This window comes from Lutimonas saemankumensis (assembly GCF_020171465.1).
In the GTDB taxonomy this organism is placed as follows: Bacteria; Bacteroidota; Bacteroidia; order Flavobacteriales; family Flavobacteriaceae; genus Lutimonas; species Lutimonas saemankumensis.
In genome coordinates this window covers 26,035-45,273 of record NZ_JAIUZR010000005.1, presented here as the reverse complement: position 1 = coordinate 45,273, position 19,239 = coordinate 26,035, and the positions used below count along the sequence as shown (strand labels likewise).

Here is a 19,239-nt window from a genome sequence, read left to right as displayed (position 1 = left end):
TATTTAATGTTTATGCTTTCAAATTTTAAGCAATTCCCTGTTTTTTTGTTCTGTTTCATATAAAATTAAAAAAAAAGACATGAATAAATCATGTCTTCTCTAAATATCTTAAAAATTTGTTAGCTAAGCATCTCCCTGGATCACAAATTCATCCATAAACGCTGTAGTGTAATTTCCGGCAATGTAATCAGGGTCATCCATCAACTGCCTGTGAAAAGGAATTGTTGTTTTAATTCCTTCGATAACAAATTCGTCCAGTGCCCTTTTCATCTTACTAATTGCTTCCTCCCTGGTCTGTGCGGTTACAATAAGCTTAGCAATCATCGAGTCGTAATTTGGAGGGATCGTATATCCTGCATATACATGGGTGTCCAATCTAACCCCATGCCCTCCGGGAGCATGAAAAATACTTATAACTCCGGGAGAAGGCCTGAAACCGTTAAAGGGATCCTCCGCATTAATCCTGCATTCAATGGCATGCTGTGTTGGAATATAATTAATTCCGATTATGGGAACTCCGGCTGCAACCTTAATCTGCTCCCGAATCAGATCGAAATTAGCAATTACCTGCTCGGTTATGGGATGCTCCACCTGAATTCGGGTGTTCATTTCCATAAAATAGAAATTTCTGTGTTTATCGACAAGGAATTCTATGGTACCTGCTCCTTCGTATTTAATGTATTCGGATGCTTTTACTGCAGCTTCTCCCATCTTTTCTCTGAGTTCATCAGTCATAAATGGGGAAGGAGTTTCCTCAGTTAGTTTCTGATGTCTTCTCTGAATAGAACAATCCCTTTCCGAAAGGTGACAGGCTCTTCCTTTAGAATCTCCTACGATTTGAATTTCAATGTGTCTTGGCTCCTCAATAAGCTTTTCCATATACATTCCGTCATTGCCAAAAGCAGCCTTAGCTTCTTGTCTTGCAGAATCCCAGGCATCTTGTAAATCATCAGGTGACCAGACAGCTCGCATCCCTTTTCCACCTCCACCGGCAGTTGCTTTAAGCATTACAGGATATCCAACTTTTTCCGCAGTTTTCTTCGCAACCGAAAATGAGGACATGATGCCATCCGAACCCGGGATTGTGGGAACTCCAGCCTTTTTCATGGTTTCTTTGGCAGATGCCTTATCTCCCATCAGATTGATCATTTCTTCCGTTGCTCCGATAAACTTGATACCATGCTCCTCACAAATTTTTGAGAATCGGGCGTTTTCTGATAAAAACCCATATCCCGGATGAATCGCATCTGCATTTGTTATTTCCGCAGCAGCAATAATATTTGATATTTTCAGATACGAATCCGTGCTTTGAGCTGGTCCAATACAAACGGCCTCATCGGCAAATCGGACATGAAGACTTTCAGCATCAGCAGTTGAATAAACAGCAACAGAACTAATCCCCATCTCACGACAAGTACGAATGATACGAAGCGCTATTTCACCCCGATTCGCAATTAATATTTTTTTAAACATAATCCTATCATATTATATGAATACTGAATCACTATTTAGTGTATCTACTAAAGGAAGTGATTACTTAAAACTTAAGAAGGATCGATCAGGAATAAGGGTTGATCGAATTCTACAGGTGAGGAATCTTCAACTAAAACCTTGACAATCTTACCTGATACCTCTGACTCTACCTCGTTGAAAAGTTTCATTGCTTCAATGATACAAACTGTATCTCCTGCTTCAATGGTATCTCCAACTTTTACAAATACAGGCTTGTCCGGTGACGGTTTTCTGTATAAAGTTCCTATGATAGGTGATTTTATTTCTATATATTTTGAAGTGTCTTCCGCTGTTTTTTCTTCTGATGGAGCAGGGTCAGCTGCCACAGGTGTTGCGGGAGCCTCAGCCTGCACAGGAACCGGAATCTGAACTGGAGCTGGTTGCTGGTAATAGGTTGTGGTTTCATTTTTATCACCACCCGTTTTAATGGTGATCTTGACATCACCCATCTCCAGTTTCACCTCATTGGCACCGGATTTGGCGACGAATTTGATCAGATTTTGAATTTCTTTTAATTCCATAATGTTTTGTTTAGAATATTTATGAATTGTAACACCACTTAAAATAAATGGATCCCCATGAAAAACCGCCTCCAAAAGCGGCAAGAATCACGTTATCACCCTTTTTAAGTTGAGTCTCATAATCAGCCAGAAGCAAAGGTAAGGTAGCTGAAGTAGTATTTCCGTAATATTGAATATTTAGCATTACTTTTGAAGGGTCAAGCTTAATTCTTCTGGCGGTCGCCTCAACGATCCTCTTGTTGGCCTGATGTGCTGCAAGCCAGTCAATATCTTCATATTTAAGATTGTTCCTTTCAACTATTTTTTCAGATACATCAGCCATATTGAAAACGGCATTCTTAAACACGGTCTGTCCGTCCTGTCTGGCAAAATGTAATCTGTTTTTCACGGTTTCCTCAGTTGCCGGCATAACAGAACCTCCGGCAGGAACCTTTAGGAACTCTCTCCCGGTTCCGTCGGTTCTTAAAAGCTCGTCCTGTAATCCATTACCGTCTGTTGTAGGCTCAACTAAAACGGCTCCAGCACCATCTCCAAATATAATACAGGTAGCCCTGTCCTTATAATCAATCATTGATGAATTCTTGTCTGCCCCAATCAATAAGATTTTCTTGTACCTGCCGGATTCAATATAACCGGCGGCTACTGACAATCCGTAAAGAAAACTTGAACAAGCAGATTCCAGGTCAAAAGAAAAGGCATTAACTGCCCCAATCTCGGAGGCTACAAAAGCTCCTGTTGAAGCCGCCTGCATGTCAGGTGTGGCTGTACAAAGAATAACCATTTCGATCTCCTTGGGATCCAGGTTGGTTTTTGAAATAAGATCTTCGGCTGACTTAATAGCGAGATAGGAAGTTCCTTTCCCTTCATCTTTCAAAATTCTTCTTTCCTTGATACCTGTCCTGGTGGTGATCCATTCATCATTGGTATCCACCATGGTTTCCAACTCCTTATTTGTGAGAATATAATCAGGAAGATATTTCCCTACAGCGGTAATCCCGGCTCTAACTTTAGTCATGTCTTTTTATTTGCTGTTTTATAGGTAAACAAAAGATTTAAAATAAATAAAACAGAGTCCAAAAGTAATAAAATTAAATATGTCAATTCATCAAAAAAAGACATTTTTTGTCTCTTTTCGGCTTAAATCAATAAAAAAACCCTCATAAATGAGGGTTTTTTACATATAAGTTGAAATCCGACCTAAGCCTGATTTTCCTGTGAATCAATCAAAACCTGACCTCTGTAGTAAAGCTTTCCTTCGTGCCAGTGGGCACGATGATATAAATGAGCTTCGCCAGTAGTAGGATCTTTCGCGATCTGAGGAGTCACTGCTTTGTAGTGAGTTCTTCTTTTGTCTCTTCTTTGTTTCGACGTTTTTCTTTTAGGATGTGCCATCTCTACTTCTTTTTATCTATTAGTAATTTCTTCAAATCATCCCACCTGGGATCTGTATCTTTAACTTCTTTGTTCTTATCTGGACTCAATTCTTCAAGCTTCTTTAGTATATCCGATTGCAGCGTCCCGTCCTCAATACCCGGGTGCAGCTTTTTCTGGGGAACTGCCAGAACGATCATCTCATATATATACTGAGATAAGTCTAACTGATGTTCTCCATGAGGCAGAATCAAAACTTCCTCATTATCATCGTCAAATTCCTCTCCGAATTTAACAACTAAATTCAATGCCCCTTCAATCGGCAGTTCGAATGGCTCATTTGTAACGTCGCAGGCAACAGTTGCCAAACCTTTTGACGAAAAATACAATTCCAGTAAGGTGCTTTTTTTTATAAATTCAAGAGTTACCCTGAAATCAGCAACCAAAAACTCATCGAACCCAAAGAACTCAAAGAACTGTTTATCAATTTTATATTCAAATATGTGCTTTCCTTCTTTTAAACCAAAAAACGACAACACAAAATCATTTGACTTTTTCATCTGAACATAATTTTGAGCGCGCAAAGATATGAAAAAATTGAGTATTTAAAAATAATTTATCTAGAATATTGTTTTTTCTTGTCCTTATGAATTTTTAATTTGTCGGAAACAAGCTGATGGTATTCGTTTCTAGCCTTAAACAATTTGATTCCCATAAAGATAGCTTCTTTAAAAGATCCGAAATCCGCACTTCCTTTTCCTGCAATTTCATAAGCTGTACCATGGTCCGGGGATGTTCTTATTTTCTCAAGACCAGCGGTAAAATTAACACCTTTACCAAAGGCTATGGTCTTGAACGGGGCCAGCCCCTGGTCGTGGTACATGGCTAAAATACCATCAAATGATTTGTAGGTTCCATTTCCAAAGAAACTATCAGCGGCATAGGGTCCGTAAACTAACTGTCCCTTTTTCTGAATTTTTTCAAGAACCGGCCTTACCACATCATCATCTTCTCTACCAATAACTCCCTGATCTCCACAATGTGGATTAAGTCCAAGAACAGCTATCCTGGGTTTCGAAATATTAAAATCCTCTACCAGCGACTTATACATGATATCAACCTTTTTAGTGATCAATTCTTCGGATATCAATTCAGCCACCTGGCTTACGGGAACATGACCAGTAATCAGTCCGACACGTAAATCTCCAGAGCACAGTATCATTAGGGCTTCTCCTTCAAGATTACTTTCTAAATATTCTGTATGCCCTTTGAACGAGAATTCCTCTGATTGAATATTGTTCTTGTCAATTGGAGCCGTCACCAATATATCAATTTCCCCTTTTTTCAAAGCTTCCGTAGCTTTTTCAAGTGATTTAAGAGCGTATTTACCCGAAAGTGCTGATGGCTTTCCAAGTTCTAAATCCACTAATTCCTTCCAAACGTTTAAAAGGTTAAGTTTTTGGGGAATAATCTTTGAAAGAGAATCTATCCCGTGAATATTTGTGTTGATTTTCAGCGCTTTCTTATGAAAACTGACTGCTTTTGATGAGGCAAAAATAACCGGAGTGCAGAAATCCAACATTCTGTTATCCTCAAAGGATTTTAAGATGATTTCGATACCAATTCCATTTAAATCTCCAACCGAAATCCCTACTTTTATTTTATCCGATTTTTTCATCCAACTGTTTAATAATTCTTAATTTTGACTGGTCTTTCAAATATACCAAACACAAATTTAAACAATAATTTAAGAATATGTTTACCGGAATAATAGAAGCGCTAGGAGAGGTTACCGAACTGGTTCAGGATCAGGAGAATCTGAATATTACCGTTAAAAGTAAATTGTCTGAAGAACTAAAGATTGATCAAAGCCTGGCACATAACGGGGTTTGCCTTACAGTGGTGAAATTAGGGCCGGAATCACATACGGTTACGGCTATAAAAGAAACAATTGATAAATCAAATATTGGAAAATTAAAAGTAGGATCTAAGCTAAATCTTGAACGAGCCATGAAGATGGGTGCTCGCCTTGACGGACATATCGTACAGGGCCATGTTGATCAGACAGCTGAGTGTACAGAGGTTCTTCAAATGGACGGAAGTTGGATGTACACATTCCGGTTCAAGGATACATACAATAACATAACCATTGAAAAAGGATCGATAACAGTTAATGGAGTAAGCCTGACCGTAGTGAATTCAAAGGATCAGGAATTCAGCGTAGCCATCATTCCTTACACATATGAACATACTAATTTTCATCAGATCATAAAAGGAACAACTGTAAATCTTGAATTTGATGTTATAGGGAAGTATGTAGCAAAATTAATTGGAAAGTAATTACTTTTTAGAGTTCTCATGAATCTTCTTCACTGCATATCCAACTCCTAATAAAAGTAATCCTATAACTCCTCCGTCAATGGGGTACTTGGGTGGAGGTGGTGGCGGACCCTGCGCAAAAGAGGTACTGGTTACCAAGAGTAAAGCAAGAAAAAAAATTGCCTTAAAGTATTTATTTGCCATATGATATTGCCCTTTTTAGATTTTTATAACGAAAATAAATCTAATTTGTTGCAAATATATGAAAAGGAATAAAAAATATATAAACAACAGTTAAATTATTTAACATTTATCAATTTCCATGTTTCGATGTTAACAAGGAAACTAAAAAACAAATATAAAATTAAATATTTTGGTTTCAATAAAAAAGGAATCCTTTAAAAATTACTGTTTTATTACAAGTTCTTTAATCGTCATTTAATTCAAACCCAAAAGAACGAAACATTTCTTTCAAAATCTTCATTAAACAAAAAAACCTGAAAGAATCCTTTCAGGTTTATGTGGACCCACCAGGGCTCGAACCTGGGACCACCTGATTATGAGTCAGGTGCTCTAACCAACTGAGCTATGGGTCCAAAATTGGAGTGCAATATTACTATTTTTTTACGTTATCTACAATATTTATCATTTAATAATTATATTTAAAATCTAATCCTAAAAGAAGAATAAAATGCGTCAACGCTTATATATCTCATTATTTTTTTCATTTTGTTTTCTAATTGTCAGCGGACAGGAAACTAAAGTCATCGAAACTGATGCTGATTATCAGTTTCAATCTGAAAAGAATCAATCCGCACAAACGGAATCCCAAAGGCAATCACAAACACAATCACAGACACAATCAAAAAAATCTTATCAATACCAGCCCTCATGGAGCTTTGGAGGCAATATCGGACTTTCCTTCTGGAATAATGGGACTGATATACTAATCGCTCCTAAGGCATATTATAATGTTTCTCCACAATTCTTAGCAGGTTTTGGACTCACTTATATCTATTCGAGTCAGGAAGATGATTTTGCCAAATACAGCCAGAATTCATTTGGCCCCAGTGTAATGGGTGCATTCAGACCGGTTCCTTTTTTACAATTATCAGCAGAATACGAAGGACTGCAAACCAATGGGGACAGCACGATAAAAGTGGGTGACCGCGATAAAAACAGTTATTCCTATTGGAACAATGCCCTGTACCTCGGTGCATCTTTTGTTTCGAGAAACGTATCTTTTGGGGTCAGATATGATGTATTGTATGACTCGACAAGAAGCGTATACAGTTCGGCCTGGTCTCCCGTTATTGGTTTTTACTTTTAAGATAAACTTTTTGCCATTCTCTTTTCAGCAATAAAATGGTCACCTCTTTAGCAATTTCATGTGGTTGAATTTGATCAATGGATTTTAAATCCTTCTCTGAAATATCAACGCGATAGAGAAAATTCAGATATGCTCCAAAATCATTGATGATAAGATCTAATAGGAATTTGTAAACTACTTTGACCAATTCTTCGGCTGAGATACTTGTCAAACACTTAAAATCAAGCCCTGAAAGCCGAGCATCTTTCTTGACCTGTTCAATCAGAGAAGAAATGAGGTTCGAAGATTCCAGATTGTTTATAAGCGCTAATTCAGCGTCTGTTTTCATGATTATCAGGTAGTACGATTCATCAGGTTTAATGCAAATTCCTTTAATAATTTTTTCTTTTCTGAAGCGATGGATAATTCTTCAATATCAGTCAAAGCTGCCTTTGTATATTCTTCAATCTTTTCCAAAAGCCCTTTATCTACCTGGTACTTGTTAAATATAGACTTAACACCTTCTATCTTGTCTTTGGGATCCAATTCAGACGAATACAAGGCGAGTAATTTATTTTTATCACTCAGATCTGATGCTTCCAGAGCTTTTATGTAAAGAAAAGTCTTTTTCCCTTCCAGAATATCTCCACCTATGCGTTTGCCAAAATCATTTCCTCCATAGGTATCCAGGTAATCGTCCTGCAATTGAAAGGCAATCCCCAGATTTAATCCAAAATCATAAATCCTTTGCTGATCCTGAGAAATTGCTTCTCCAATAATGGCCCCCATTTTTAATGAGGCCCCAACCAAAACAGCTGTCTTGAAACTGATCATCTTTATATATTCTTCAAGCTGTACATCAGTTTCTTCCTCAAAATCAACATCCAACTGCTGTCCCTCACAAACTTCAAGTGCGGTTTTATTGTAGAGGGATATCAAGGATTTAAATATGGATCCATCATAAGATTCAAGCCTTTGATTTGACATGATCATAAGGGCGTCACCAGAAAGAATTCCAGTATTAAGGTTCCATTTTTTATGCACTGTTTCTTTACCTCTCCTCAAATCAGCGTTATCCATAATATCATCATGGATCAAAGTAAAATTATGAAACATTTCCACTGACATGGCGGCTTCCATGGCTTTTTCATATTCTTCAGAAAACAGATGACAACCCATCAGGACCAATACAGGCCTCATTCGTTTTCCTCCCAATGTCAATATATAATTGATCGGAGTGTATAAATTTTGTGGTTCCCTGTCACCAATTTTTTCATTTAAATAGTTCAGAAAAGCATTTCTGTATTCTTCTATATTCAAAGTAATTGTTTTTTGTAAAAATAACCATTCTTGGCTAAAAACCTCCAATCGAACCTCGTAATAATCGGCATAAAAAAAACAGAACCTCCCTTGTAACTTTGGCCGCTTTTATTCGTCAAACGTGACGCATATTAATTTTATGTAAACTTTGGAAACTTTTTTTGTTTTTAAAGTTTCCGCGCTTATCTTTGCGGCCTTATGAAAGAAAAAATATTAGAAAAAGCTTCGGATATGTTCCTGAACCTGGGCTTCAAAAGTGTTACCATGGATGACATCGCCCACGAAATGGGGATCTCAAAAAAAACCATTTATGCCCATTTTCCAACCAAGCAGGAATTGGTTCAGGCGACTACTTTTTTTGTCTTAGAAAAGGTTCACGACACAATTTGTATGGTTTGTTCAGCCAAACATGACCCAATCAAAGAGATCTTTACGATAAAGACAATGGTCAATGATCAATTGAAAAACGAAAAATCAAGTCCGAGTTATCAACTCCAAAAATATTATCCAAAAATCTTCAAACAGTTAAAGGAAGAACAGTTTCAATCCCTGAATCTTTGTATTGAAGATAATCTGAAAAGAGGAATTAAAGAAGAATACTACAGGAAAGGTATTGATATTGATCTGATCACCCGGTTTTATTTAAGTGGTATCATGAATCTGTCTAACAGAGAATTCTTTCCCTCGGAAACTTACAGATTGCCTGATTTAAAAGATGCATTTCTCGAATATCACGTCAGAGCTATCGCTACCGAAAAAGGACTCAAAACATTATCAAATATTCTAAGAAAATGAAAAAGATATTTACCCTATTTTTTGTAATGTGCTGGATACCCGCAACAATGGCACAGGAGGCTTATTCATTTAGCCTTGATGAGGCGATTCAATATGCCCTAAAAAATAATTATACGGTTCGAAATGCGTCGCTTGATATCGAAGCTGCCGAGAAACAGAAATGGGAGGCCACTTCTTTCGGTCTTCCTCAGGTTGATGCTGGTATAGATTATCAAAACTGGATCAAACAACAGGTTTCATTTATTCCTTCAGAAATAATTGGAGGCGAGCCAGGTGAATTCACCCCGGTTGTATTTGGTACAAAACAAAATATGAATGCCACTGTTACGGTAAATCAATTGATTTTTGACGGTTCCTATCTTGTTGGTTTACAATCTGCCAAAACCTTTTTGATGATTTCCAATCTTGCCAAGGAAAAAACAGATCAAACCATAAGGGAGGCAGTAATTAATGCCTATGGCAATGTTTTAGTTGCTCAGGAAACCCTGGCAATTCTATATAAGAATAAAGAAGTTCTTGAAAAAAACCTGAATGAAACTCGAATCTTACTACAAAACGGATTCACTGAGGAACAGGATTTTGAGCAACAGCAAATCACGCTCCTGAATATTGAAAATGAGATTAACAGATCTTCAAGGCTGGAAACTATTTCCAAGCAGGCATTGAACATTACTTTAGGAATACCCATTGAAACAGAGGTTGAACTCACAGAAAATCTGGAGAATCTGGCTTTAAAAAGTACAGACCTGCAAATGCTTTATCAAGATTTTGACCTGGAAAACCATGTAGATTACAGAATCGCTGATAATCAGGTGCTTTCAGATGAGCTTTTGGTAAAGTACGAAAAAAGTAAAAGTATTCCGTCGATAAATGCCTTTGTCAATTACAGTACTTTTCAGTATGGTGACGAATTGGCATTTCAAGAATTCGATGAAAACTGGTTTGATTCATCTTTATTTGGGATCAGCATGAAAATACCTGTTTTCAGTAGTTTACAAAGAAGTTCAAGAACTCAGCAGGCAAAAATAAATTTGATGCAATCTGAAATTGAAAAATATGAGATTTCTGAAAATTTAAAGCTTCAGGTAAGTACAGCCAAAAATAAATATCAGTTTTCTCTTGATCAGTTTCAGACTTCTAAAAAGAATCTTGCTCTTGCTGAGCGGATCGCCGAAAAAGAGCAGATAAAATTCTTTGAAGGCCTCAGTAGCAGTATTGACTTAACTAACACCCAAAATCAATTGTTTGGATCTCAACAGGATTACATACAATCTATACTTGAAATTATTCAATCAAAAGTAGAATTAGAAAATGCACTTAACTTATTTTAATATGAAAAAGATTTTCCCCATTTTATTCGTTATACTTTTCACGGCTTCATGCGGTAGTGGAGACAATAAAAGTGTTGAAGATGTGATCGAGTCGAGAGATCTTGAATCCATCAGAGCAAAAAAATCTGAACTGGTATCTGAACAGAACTCGATCAAACAGGACATTAAGAAACTGGATATTATCATTGCAGAACTGGATGAGAGTAAAAAAATCCCTCTTATTACAACTTATAAGCTTGAAACAACTGACTTTAAGCATTTTCTTGAGCTACAAGGAAACGTTACCACTAAAAACCTACTGATTATATATCCGGAATTCTCGGGGGTTTTATCTACTGTTTTCGTCAAGGAAGGTCAAAAAGTGAAAAAAGGTGAAGTATTGGCTCAAATAGACGACGGAGGTCTTAGTCAGCAACTTGCTCAGTTGAAAATTCAGGCTGATCTTGCAAAAACCACTTACGAAAGACAACAACGCTTGTGGGACCAAAAGATTGGAAGTGAAATGCAATACCTGCAGGCCAAATCCAATTATGAGGCTCAGATACAGGCTATAGCTCAACTGGAGCAGCAAGTCGATAAAACGATCATTAGAGCTCCTTTCTCAGGGACCATTGACGATGTTCTTACAGAACAAGGAAGTGTTGTCATGCCCGGACAGTCTCAAATCATGAGAATTGTAAATCTTGACAATATGTATATCGAAACCGATGTCCCAGAAAAATATATTAGGAATATCACCAGAAACAAGAGGGTGCAGGTTGAATTTCCTGTCTTAGGCAAAAAGATCGATTCGAAGGTCAGACAGGTTGGAGATTTTATTAACCCAAATAACAGAACCTTTAAAGTTGAGATCGACCTTCCCAATAAAGACAGATCTATAAAGCCAAATTTGACGGCAAAATTAAAAATCAACGATTACTCAAATGAAAATGCCTTGTTGATTCCTCAAAGTATTATTTCAGAAAACGCAAGCGGAGAACAATATGTATACGTGATATCTGAAAACGATACGAAAAATGAAGCTACGGCGGAGAAAAGAGTAATTGTTACCGGCCTTACACAAGGTGACTATATTGAAGTGACCCAGGGCCTTCAAGCCGGAAACGAAATTATCATGGAAGGAGCACGAAGTGTAAACGACGGCCAAAAAGTGAAAATAATCAATCAAGACTCTTAATTATGGTCAAACAGAAAAAAGTCATCGATAAGGAGTTTGGTTTATCATCATGGGCCATTAACAATAAGACAACAATTTACGTTGTCATTCTGATCATACTATTCTCAGGTTTGTCAGCTTACAACAGTATGCCCAGAGAAAGCTTTCCGGAAATAAAAGAAACCAAAATTTATGTCAGTTCGTTATATCCGGGTAATACGGCAGAAGATGTTGAAAAACTGTTGACGGATCCTATTGAGGAAAAATTGAAAACCATTTCAAATGTTGTTGAAATCACTTCTACTTCTCAGGAGGATTATTCAATGGTAATCGTTGAATTTGATGAAAACATAAGTGTTGACGCTGCCAAACAAAAAGTAAAGGACGAAATTGACTCTGAAACTGCAAGTGAAGACTGGCCAACTTTTAATGGTGCCAAAGTAGAACCTAATGTTTTTGAGTTAAACCTTTCAGAGGAAATGCCCATCCTTAATATCAATATTTCAGGTGATTATCCGGTTGAAAAGTTGAAACTTTATGCTGAATATCTGGAAGATGAAATTGAAGGATTACCAGAGATCAAGCAGGTAGATATTCGAGGAGCTCAGGAAAGAGAAGTTGAAGTGGCTGTTGACATTTATAAAATGATGGCTGCAAAAGTAAGTTTTGAAGATGTTATCAGTGCGGTCAGTAACGGAAATGTAACCATGTCGGCCGGTAATCTCGTTTCCAGCGGGCAACGTAGAACCATCAGAATCATTGGAGAAATTGATGACCCATCGGATCTTGACCTTTTTGTGGTCAAATCTGAAAACAATAGCCCTATTTACCTGAAGGATGTTGCGGATGTCAGTTTTAAGGAGAAGGAAAGAACAACCTACGCCAGAGATTTTGGAGAAGTCGTTGTAATGCTCGATGTAAAAAAACGGGCAGGAAAAAATATGGTTGCTGCAGCCGAAAAGATTCGAGTCATTGTTGAAGAAGCCCGAATCAATGAGTTTCCAGCAGATCTTGAGATCAGTATAACTAATGATCAGTCTTCAAAAACCATTGGTCAGGTTGATGACCTGGTCAATAATATTGTTTTTGGAATCATATTGGTTGTCACTGTTTTAATGTTTTTCCTTGGATTTAGAAATGCACTTTTCGTAGGGTTTGCGATTCCTATGTCGATGTTACTTTCCCTGATGATTTTGAATGCACTGGGATATACTATGAATACCATGATCCTTTTTGCCCTGATCATGGGATTGGGTATGCTGGTTGACAATGGAATTGTGGTGGTCGAAAATGTGTACCGCCTGATGGACGAAGAAGGAATGAGCAGGAAAGCTGCGGCAAAAAAAGGTATCAGCGAAATTGCTTTTCCCATCATTATTTCAACGGCGACAACAATTGCCGCATTTATTCCTCTGGGATTGTGGCCCGGGGTAATGGGTGAATTTATGATTTACCTTCCCATAACGCTTTCTGTGGTATTGGGCTCCTCACTTTTTGTTGCCATCTTCTTTAATTCTGTATTGGTCTCGCAATTCATGAGTACTGAAGATAAGAACATGTCTCGTAAAAGTATTTTTTCAATAACCGGTATTTTGGTCCTTTTTGGCCTTCTGATACTTTTTGTTGGAGGAGAATACAAAATATTCGGGTCGATCATGCTGACAACTGCGCTTCTATTATGGATCTACAGGCTTTTTCTGAGAAAAATGGCCAATTATTTTCAGAATAATATCCTGACAAAATGGGAAGTCTTGTACGAAAAAACCTTAAAAGGAGCTCTAAGCAGCTGGAAACCTTATGCCCTATCCGTTGGAACCGTTCTTCTGCTGTTTCTTGTGTTTTCAGGATTCGGAGCTTCCGTTCAAATGCAGAGAACAAAAGTGGAGTTTTTTCCTGACAATGTTCCAAATCAGATTATTGTATATATAGAATATCCTGAAGGTACTGATATTGAAAAGACAAATGAAATCGCCAGTGATATTGAAAAAAGAGTGTATTCCTTTTTAAATGCTGAAGAATACAGGGATAATGATTTTAATTTTTTAGTAGAAAGTGCCGTGGCCCAGGTGGGTGAAGGTGCAGGAAATCCGCAAACGGATGGTGGTTCGGCGGCTGAAATGCCTCATAAGGCAAAAATAACGGCCTCCATGCGCGAGTTTAAATTCAGACGCGGAAAAGACAGTGAAGCCCTCAGGCAAAGAATCCAGGAAGCCCTTGTTGGCATTTACCCGGGTGTGGCCATTAGCGTGGAAAAAGATGCGAACGGACCTCCTGCAGGATATCCTATTAATATTGAGATAGAGGGAGATGATTATGCTGAACTCATATTTACTGCTGAGAAGATGAAAGATTTCATCAACAGGCAAAGTATTGAAGGAATTGATGAATTAAAAATTGACGTAAACCGATCAAAGCCCTCCATGTATGTTTCTGTCGACAGGCGTAAGGCAGGAGAATTGGGTGTCAATGCGGGCCAGGTAGGACAGCAGCTTAGAAATTCAATTTTTGGAGCCAAGGCAGGAATATATAAAGAAGATGGTGAGGATTATGATATATACGTAAGGTTTAATGAACTGAACAAGAATAACAAAAGCGCGGTATTCAATCAAAAAATTACTTTCAGAGATCCCGCAACAGGTAAGATCAAGGAAATTCCGGTATCTGCCGTAACAAGTCAAAAAAACAATTCAGGATTCAGTGCAATTAAACACAAAGATGTAAAGCGAGTCGTAACCTTGTACTCGGCTCTTTCACCTGGTTTTACAGACGCCGGGGCAGTAGTAAGCAGAATTCAGTCAGAAATGGAAGGATTTTCCGAGTTACCGAATGGCGTAAAAATTGACTATACAGGTCAGATAGAAGAGCAGAATAAACAGATGACCTTTTTAGTAGGTGCTTTTATATCAGGACTGGGACTCATCTTTTTGATCCTGATCTTTCAGTTTAACTCAGTTTCAAAACCAGGAATTATCATGTTGGCCATTTTCCTGAGTCTGATAGGTGTATTTAGCGGCCTTATCCTAACTGGTAATTCTTTTGTTATCATGATGACCATGGTAGGAATTATTTCTCTTGCGGGAATCGTTGTGAATAATGGGGTGGTATTACTTGATTATACCCAACTACTCATAGACAGAAAAAAGGCTGAGCTGGAACTCGATGAAGATGATTATCTGGATAAGAAAGAATTACTCGGATGTATTGTAAAAGCGGGTAAAGCAAGGTTGAGACCTGTGCTTTTAACGGCTATAACGACTATTCTGGGGCTGATACCTCTTGCAATAGGATTCAATATAAACTTCTACACTTTGTTTACCCAGTTAGATCCGCAAATCTACGTTGGAGGTGACAATGTTGTTTTCTGGGGGCCGTTGGCATGGACGGTTATTTACGGCCTTTTTGTAGCAACATTTTTGACTTTGATCGTGGTGCCCATTCTGTTCTATTTGGTCACAAGGTTCAAAATGTGGTTAAAAAGAAAACCTGAAGAAAAAAAAGTAGCAGCATAAAAAAAGTAATTGAAATAAAAACCGGGCAAAGCCCGGTTTTTTTGTTTAGAACCAGAAACCTACATTGATGTACCAGTGATTTTGTTCATTGTCAGGATTCCATGAATAAATCAGTTCCACCGGTCCAATAAAAGTGTTGACTCCGTATCCCGCAGCATAACCCGATCGGGTATCTTCAAATATTCTGCCATCATTCCAGATATCTTCGTTCAATCTTCCAAAATTGCCCGTAAAAGAAAGGAAATTCTTCTTAAAAATTTCATACCTGAAAGTCAATGCCGTTCTTAAAAATGCAGATTCATTTAGCTCTGCAAATCCATACCCGTAAAATGGTATAAAGGTATTTATGTAGTTTTCATTATAACCCCCAAGATGGTAATCCAAAACCTTATTCTCATTGTTGCCAATGGTAACACCTGCCTCTGAAATTAGATGTAACGTAAGTTTATCAAAGAAAGAATACGCGAGACCCACCCTTCCGTACAATTGTGAAAATGTATTGAAGTTATTGTTAAAATCGCTTGACAGTCCGTAGAGAAGATATTCGGAATTCAGATACACTCCTTTTTTGGGAAAATAGTTGGAATCATAGGTGTCCAGCATTACTTTTCCAAAAGCACTGAAAAAATGACTTTTCTCAAAATAGATGCGATTGGTCACGTTATCAATGACCTCATCCGTATAGGTATTAAGGAATTTGTGTTCGATCCCCACTCTAAAGGCCCACCTGTCTTTGATGGTGGATTGAAGAAATAGCCTCGTTGTAAAATCTAAATATTTTATGGGAACCTTTAAGCCGGTATCAAGACTCCCGTTACTTCTTGTGTCAGGAAGCGTACTGGTAACCACATCTGCCTTAAATGTATTGTAACGGGAATTTATTCCAAAACTCCAGTTGAATCCATTGTCGTAAAAATAATCGATATTGTATCGGATATTATCACCGATCACAAGGTCCGCCGAAACAAAGTCATTTTTGAAAAATAAATGTTTGTTCGTAAAATTAACGAGGATTCCTGTTTTGTAAAGGTCATCATAGTGTGCCCCAAATTGAATGTAAGTCTCTTCATTATTTTCATTAATCTCAAATTCTACCCTGACCCCTTCCCCATCCGAGATCAGCTTATAAAAAATACTTTCAAAATTACCCGTAGCAGTCAATACATCGATTCCACGCATAAAATCTTTTCTGCTTATTCTCTCGTTCTTTTCCAGGCCCAGTTTCTTTATACAATACTGATCCGTGTAATTCCGATTTCCTTTAATCTTTATATCCGTTATAAGGAAATCATCTCTGAATCTGAACGATTCAATGGTTCTTGTCATGGGTTCTCCCTTTTGTCGGCTTGCAATATCTTTTAATTCCACTTCAACCTTTTGCATGGCTTCTTCACCTCTTTTCAATATTTCCTCACTTTCATCAAATGAAAATGTAGTGAACTCCTCTAAGTCAGGACGTATGTAAAGATCGCATTCGTCAATTTTATCATCCCATTGTTTATACATCTGGAAGCCTGCTATCTGCAACAGGATCTCTGGAAGTGTTTTAATGTTTTCAATATCCTTTAATCCTCCTGAAACATTGACTCCAATAATGTAATCAACACCCTTCATTCTCATTTTCTCAACAGGGAAATTATCAACAATCCCTCCGTCTACAAGTACTTTTCCATCCACTTTTACTGGTGTTAAAAGTCCGGGAAAAGCACCGCTTGCTCGAATTGCCTCGGGTAAAAAGCCTTTGTCCATAACTACCTCCTCACCTGTTTCCAGATTTGTGGCGATACAAAAAAATGGAATATCCAACTCACTGAAATCATCGACTTCATGAACATGTTCCGTTAATTGTGAAAAGATATTGAAAGCATTCTGGCCCTTTGACACGGCGGAGGGCAATTCAATTTTACCTTTCGTAAGAGGCAGCGAAATCGCATATTTACCATCGTTTTCTTTCTGATAAAATGACGAAACTTCTCTTGGAAGGTCATCTCGGACCAAGCCACTCAGATCGTTTACCCTTAAAACCGAATCCAATTCCCGGGCATTGTATCCGGAGGCATAAAGGCCTCCAACGATGGCTCCCATGCTTGTCCCAGCTATATAATCAACCCGAATACCAGCCTCTTCGAGTTTTTTCAATACGGCTACATGAGCAAAACCTTTTGCTCCTCCTCCACTTAAAACCAGGCCTATTTTCAGATCTTCAGCGGGTTCAGCCCTTTCCTGCCCAAAAACAGGATGCATGAAAATAAATATCAAAAGGAAAAGATAATATTTCATGAAACTGAATTTGAAGGGTTTTCAATATTAAAATGACTGCATATTTTCAATGCCTTGTCCTTACCTATAAGTTGCTCTAAATCCTTAAACGTTGCAGATTTTAAACGTTTTATCGACTTGTATTTCTTTAATAAGGTCAAAACCGTTTTTTCACCAATTCCGTTAATATTGGTTAATTCACTGTTAATGGCCCCTTTACTCCTTTTATTTCTATGATGCGTGATACCAAATCGATGAGCTTCATTTCTCAACTGCTGAATGATCTTCAGCGATTCCGATTTTTTATCAAGATACAGCGGAATGGAATCGCCAGGATAATAAATTTCTTCCAGTCTTTTTGCTATTCCTATGATGGCTATTTTACCCCTAAGCCCAAGTACTTCAAGACTCTTTAAGGCCGAAGACAACTGCCCTTTGCCTCCATCGATAACAATAAGCTGAGGCAAATCCCTTTCTTCTTCAAGCAGCCTCTTATATCTTCTGTGAACCACCTCTTCCATAGAAGCATAGTCATCAGGACCATCTACTGTTTTAATATTAAAATGCCTGTATTCCTTTTTATCAGCCTTTCCGTTTTTAAACACCACACAGGCAGCAACCGGATGCGATCCCTGAATATTGGAGTTGTCAAAACATTCAATATGACGTGGTTCGTCTTTGAGTCTCAGATCTTTCTTCATTTGAGCCATGATCCTGTTCACATGTCTGTCAGGGTCAATAATCTGAATTTGCTTAAAACGTTCCTGTCTGAAATATTTGGCATTTCTTTCGGATAGTTCAACAATACGTCTTTTATCTCCTTGTTTTGGGACGGTTACTTTGACTATACTGCCTATCTCCACCGGAAAAGGAGTATAAATTTCTGTTGAAACAGAATTAAACCGATCCCGGATCTCAACTATAGCCAGTTCCAGTAAATCCTTGTCCTTTTCGTCAAGTTTCTTTTTAATTTCTACCGTATGCGATTGTATTATGGCGCCATTGGTAATCTTTAGAAAATTAACATAGGCAAAGGACTCATCAGAAACGATACTAAAGACATCTACATTAGTTATTGAAGGATTCACAACCGTAGATCTCGCCTGATAGTTAGATAGCAATTCTATCTTTTCCTTAATCTTCTGTGCCTCTTCAAATTCTGCATTTGAGGCAAATTCCAACATTAAGCTTTCAAACCGCTTGATAGAAGATTTGAAATGACCCCTGATAATATTCCTTATTTCCTTGATATCCTGATCATATTCATCTTCCGACTGCAAACCTTCACAGGCTCCTTTACAATTTTTTATATGATATTCCAGACATATCTTATACTTGCCTTCCCGAATATTCTCCTTAGATAAATTATATGCACAGCTGCGTAAGGGGTATAATTCCTTAATCAGGGAAAGCAAGGCTCTTACCGTTCTGACAGAAGTATAAGGGCCAAAATATTCTGATCCATCCTTCCAAACATTTCTTGTTAGAAAAACACGGGGAAATGGTTCTTTCTTAATGCAGATCCAGGGATAAGTTTTATCGTCTTTTAAAAGGACATTGTACCTGGGCTGATACTTTTTGATCAGGTTGTTTTCAAGCAACAAGGCATCGGTTTCAGTCTCCACAACTATATGCCTGACCCGACATATCTTACTGACGAGTACCCTGGTTTTTCCATTCTCATGTTGTTTGGTAAAATAAGAAGAAACCCTCTTTTTAAGATTTTTGGCCTTGCCTACATACAATAGTTTTTCATCCCGATCAAAATATTGATATACACCGGGGGAGTTGGGCAGGGATTTTATTTGAACTTCTAAATCCAATAAATTCATTCAAT

General features: G+C 37.7%; 17 protein-coding genes and 1 tRNA gene. 6 read left to right on the top strand and 12 right to left on the bottom strand.

All coding sequences use genetic code 11. From position 1 onward, the window contains the following. Positions 1 to 123: 123 nt before the first annotated feature. From accC to pdxA, 6 genes are all read right to left on the bottom strand, one after another. Positions 124 to 1,473: an acetyl-CoA carboxylase biotin carboxylase subunit gene (gene accC, locus LCM02_RS12215; RefSeq protein ID WP_224930342.1), complete on the bottom strand. Its 1,350-nt coding sequence runs from the start codon at positions 1,471 to 1,473 to the stop codon at positions 124 to 126. Between the two features lie 71 nt (positions 1,474 to 1,544). After that, positions 1,545 to 2,033 (bottom strand): acetyl-CoA carboxylase biotin carboxyl carrier protein, encoded by a 489-nt coding sequence (gene accB / locus LCM02_RS12210; protein WP_224930340.1) that lies wholly within the window; start codon positions 2,031 to 2,033, stop codon positions 1,545 to 1,547. A 19-nt stretch (positions 2,034 to 2,052) separates the two neighbouring features. Continuing rightward, the gene (locus tag LCM02_RS12205) at positions 2,053 to 3,048 is read right to left on the bottom strand and encodes a beta-ketoacyl-ACP synthase III (protein WP_224930337.1); all 996 of its coding nucleotides are present in this window, start codon (positions 3,046 to 3,048) and stop codon (positions 2,053 to 2,055) included. A gap of 182 nt (positions 3,049 to 3,230) precedes the next feature. Next, positions 3,231 to 3,425: a 50S ribosomal protein L32 gene (gene rpmF, locus LCM02_RS12200; protein ID WP_224930335.1), complete on the bottom strand. Its 195-nt coding sequence runs from the start codon at positions 3,423 to 3,425 to the stop codon at positions 3,231 to 3,233. Positions 3,426 to 3,427: 2 nt separating this feature from the next. Continuing rightward, positions 3,428 to 3,964 carry a YceD family protein gene (locus LCM02_RS12195; RefSeq protein ID WP_224930332.1) on the bottom strand — a complete coding sequence of 179 codons (537 nt, stop codon included), beginning with the start codon at positions 3,962 to 3,964 and terminating at the stop codon, positions 3,428 to 3,430. 56 nt (positions 3,965 to 4,020) lie between these two features. Continuing rightward, positions 4,021 to 5,082, bottom strand: a complete 1,062-nt coding sequence (gene pdxA, locus LCM02_RS12190) for a 4-hydroxythreonine-4-phosphate dehydrogenase PdxA (protein ID WP_224930329.1) — start codon at positions 5,080 to 5,082, stop codon at positions 4,021 to 4,023. 77 nt (positions 5,083 to 5,159) lie between these two features. Between pdxA and LCM02_RS12185 the strand changes: the two genes are divergently transcribed. After that, the gene (locus LCM02_RS12185; protein WP_224930326.1) at positions 5,160 to 5,744 is read left to right on the top strand and encodes a riboflavin synthase; all 585 of its coding nucleotides are present in this window, start codon (positions 5,160 to 5,162) and stop codon (positions 5,742 to 5,744) included. Here LCM02_RS12185 and LCM02_RS12180 read toward each other — a convergent pair whose 3' ends face one another. Both LCM02_RS12180 and LCM02_RS12175 read right to left on the bottom strand, forming a co-directional pair. Then, the gene (locus LCM02_RS12180; protein WP_224930324.1) at positions 5,745 to 5,927 is read right to left on the bottom strand and encodes a PID-CTERM protein-sorting domain-containing protein; all 183 of its coding nucleotides are present in this window, start codon (positions 5,925 to 5,927) and stop codon (positions 5,745 to 5,747) included. A 318-nt stretch (positions 5,928 to 6,245) separates the two neighbouring features. After that, positions 6,246 to 6,319: transfer RNA gene (locus LCM02_RS12175), tRNA-Ile, on the bottom strand. Between the two features lie 95 nt (positions 6,320 to 6,414). On the opposite strand from LCM02_RS12175, the gene LCM02_RS12170 reads away from it, so the two are divergent. Continuing rightward, positions 6,415 to 7,053 (top strand): alpha-ketoglutarate decarboxylase, encoded by a 639-nt coding sequence (locus LCM02_RS12170; RefSeq protein ID WP_224930321.1) that lies wholly within the window; start codon positions 6,415 to 6,417, stop codon positions 7,051 to 7,053. Here the strand turns inward: LCM02_RS12170 and LCM02_RS12165 are convergent. Then, positions 7,034 to 7,381 carry a hypothetical protein gene (locus LCM02_RS12165; RefSeq protein WP_224930318.1) on the bottom strand — a complete coding sequence of 116 codons (348 nt, stop codon included), beginning with the start codon at positions 7,379 to 7,381 and terminating at the stop codon, positions 7,034 to 7,036. The genes LCM02_RS12170 and LCM02_RS12165 overlap by 20 nt on opposite strands. Positions 7,382 to 7,386: 5 nt before the next feature. Then, on the bottom strand, positions 7,387 to 8,352 hold the full coding sequence (locus tag LCM02_RS12160; RefSeq protein WP_224930315.1) for a polyprenyl synthetase family protein: 966 nt from the start codon (positions 8,350 to 8,352) through the stop codon (positions 7,387 to 7,389). 198 nt (positions 8,353 to 8,550) lie between these two features. On the opposite strand from LCM02_RS12160, the gene LCM02_RS12155 reads away from it, so the two are divergent. From LCM02_RS12155 to LCM02_RS12140, 4 genes are read left to right on the top strand one after another with little or no spacing between them, the layout of a single operon-like run. Further along, entirely contained in the window at positions 8,551 to 9,147 is a 597-nt protein-coding gene (locus tag LCM02_RS12155; protein WP_224930312.1) for a TetR/AcrR family transcriptional regulator, read from the top strand. Continuing rightward, complete coding sequence (locus tag LCM02_RS12150) at positions 9,144 to 10,478, top strand: TolC family protein (protein ID WP_224930309.1); 1,335 nt, start codon at positions 9,144 to 9,146, stop codon at positions 10,476 to 10,478. Before LCM02_RS12155 ends, LCM02_RS12150 begins: the two co-directional genes overlap by 4 nt. Position 10,479: 1 nt before the next feature. Next, positions 10,480 to 11,655 carry an efflux RND transporter periplasmic adaptor subunit gene (locus LCM02_RS12145; protein ID WP_224930306.1) on the top strand — a complete coding sequence of 392 codons (1,176 nt, stop codon included), beginning with the start codon at positions 10,480 to 10,482 and terminating at the stop codon, positions 11,653 to 11,655. A 2-nt stretch (positions 11,656 to 11,657) separates the two neighbouring features. Beyond that, positions 11,658 to 15,143, top strand: coding sequence for an efflux RND transporter permease subunit (locus LCM02_RS12140; protein ID WP_224930303.1), 3,486 nt, complete (start codon positions 11,658 to 11,660; stop codon positions 15,141 to 15,143). A gap of 45 nt (positions 15,144 to 15,188) precedes the next feature. Here LCM02_RS12140 and LCM02_RS12135 read toward each other — a convergent pair whose 3' ends face one another. After that, entirely contained in the window at positions 15,189 to 17,423 is a 2,235-nt protein-coding gene (locus LCM02_RS12135) for a patatin-like phospholipase family protein (RefSeq protein ID WP_224930300.1), read from the bottom strand. Continuing rightward, on the bottom strand, positions 17,420 to 19,234 hold the full coding sequence (uvrC, locus tag LCM02_RS12130; protein WP_224930298.1) for an excinuclease ABC subunit UvrC: 1,815 nt from the start codon (positions 19,232 to 19,234) through the stop codon (positions 17,420 to 17,422). Before uvrC ends, LCM02_RS12135 begins: the two co-directional genes overlap by 4 nt. Positions 19,235 to 19,239: the final 5 nt, after the last annotated feature.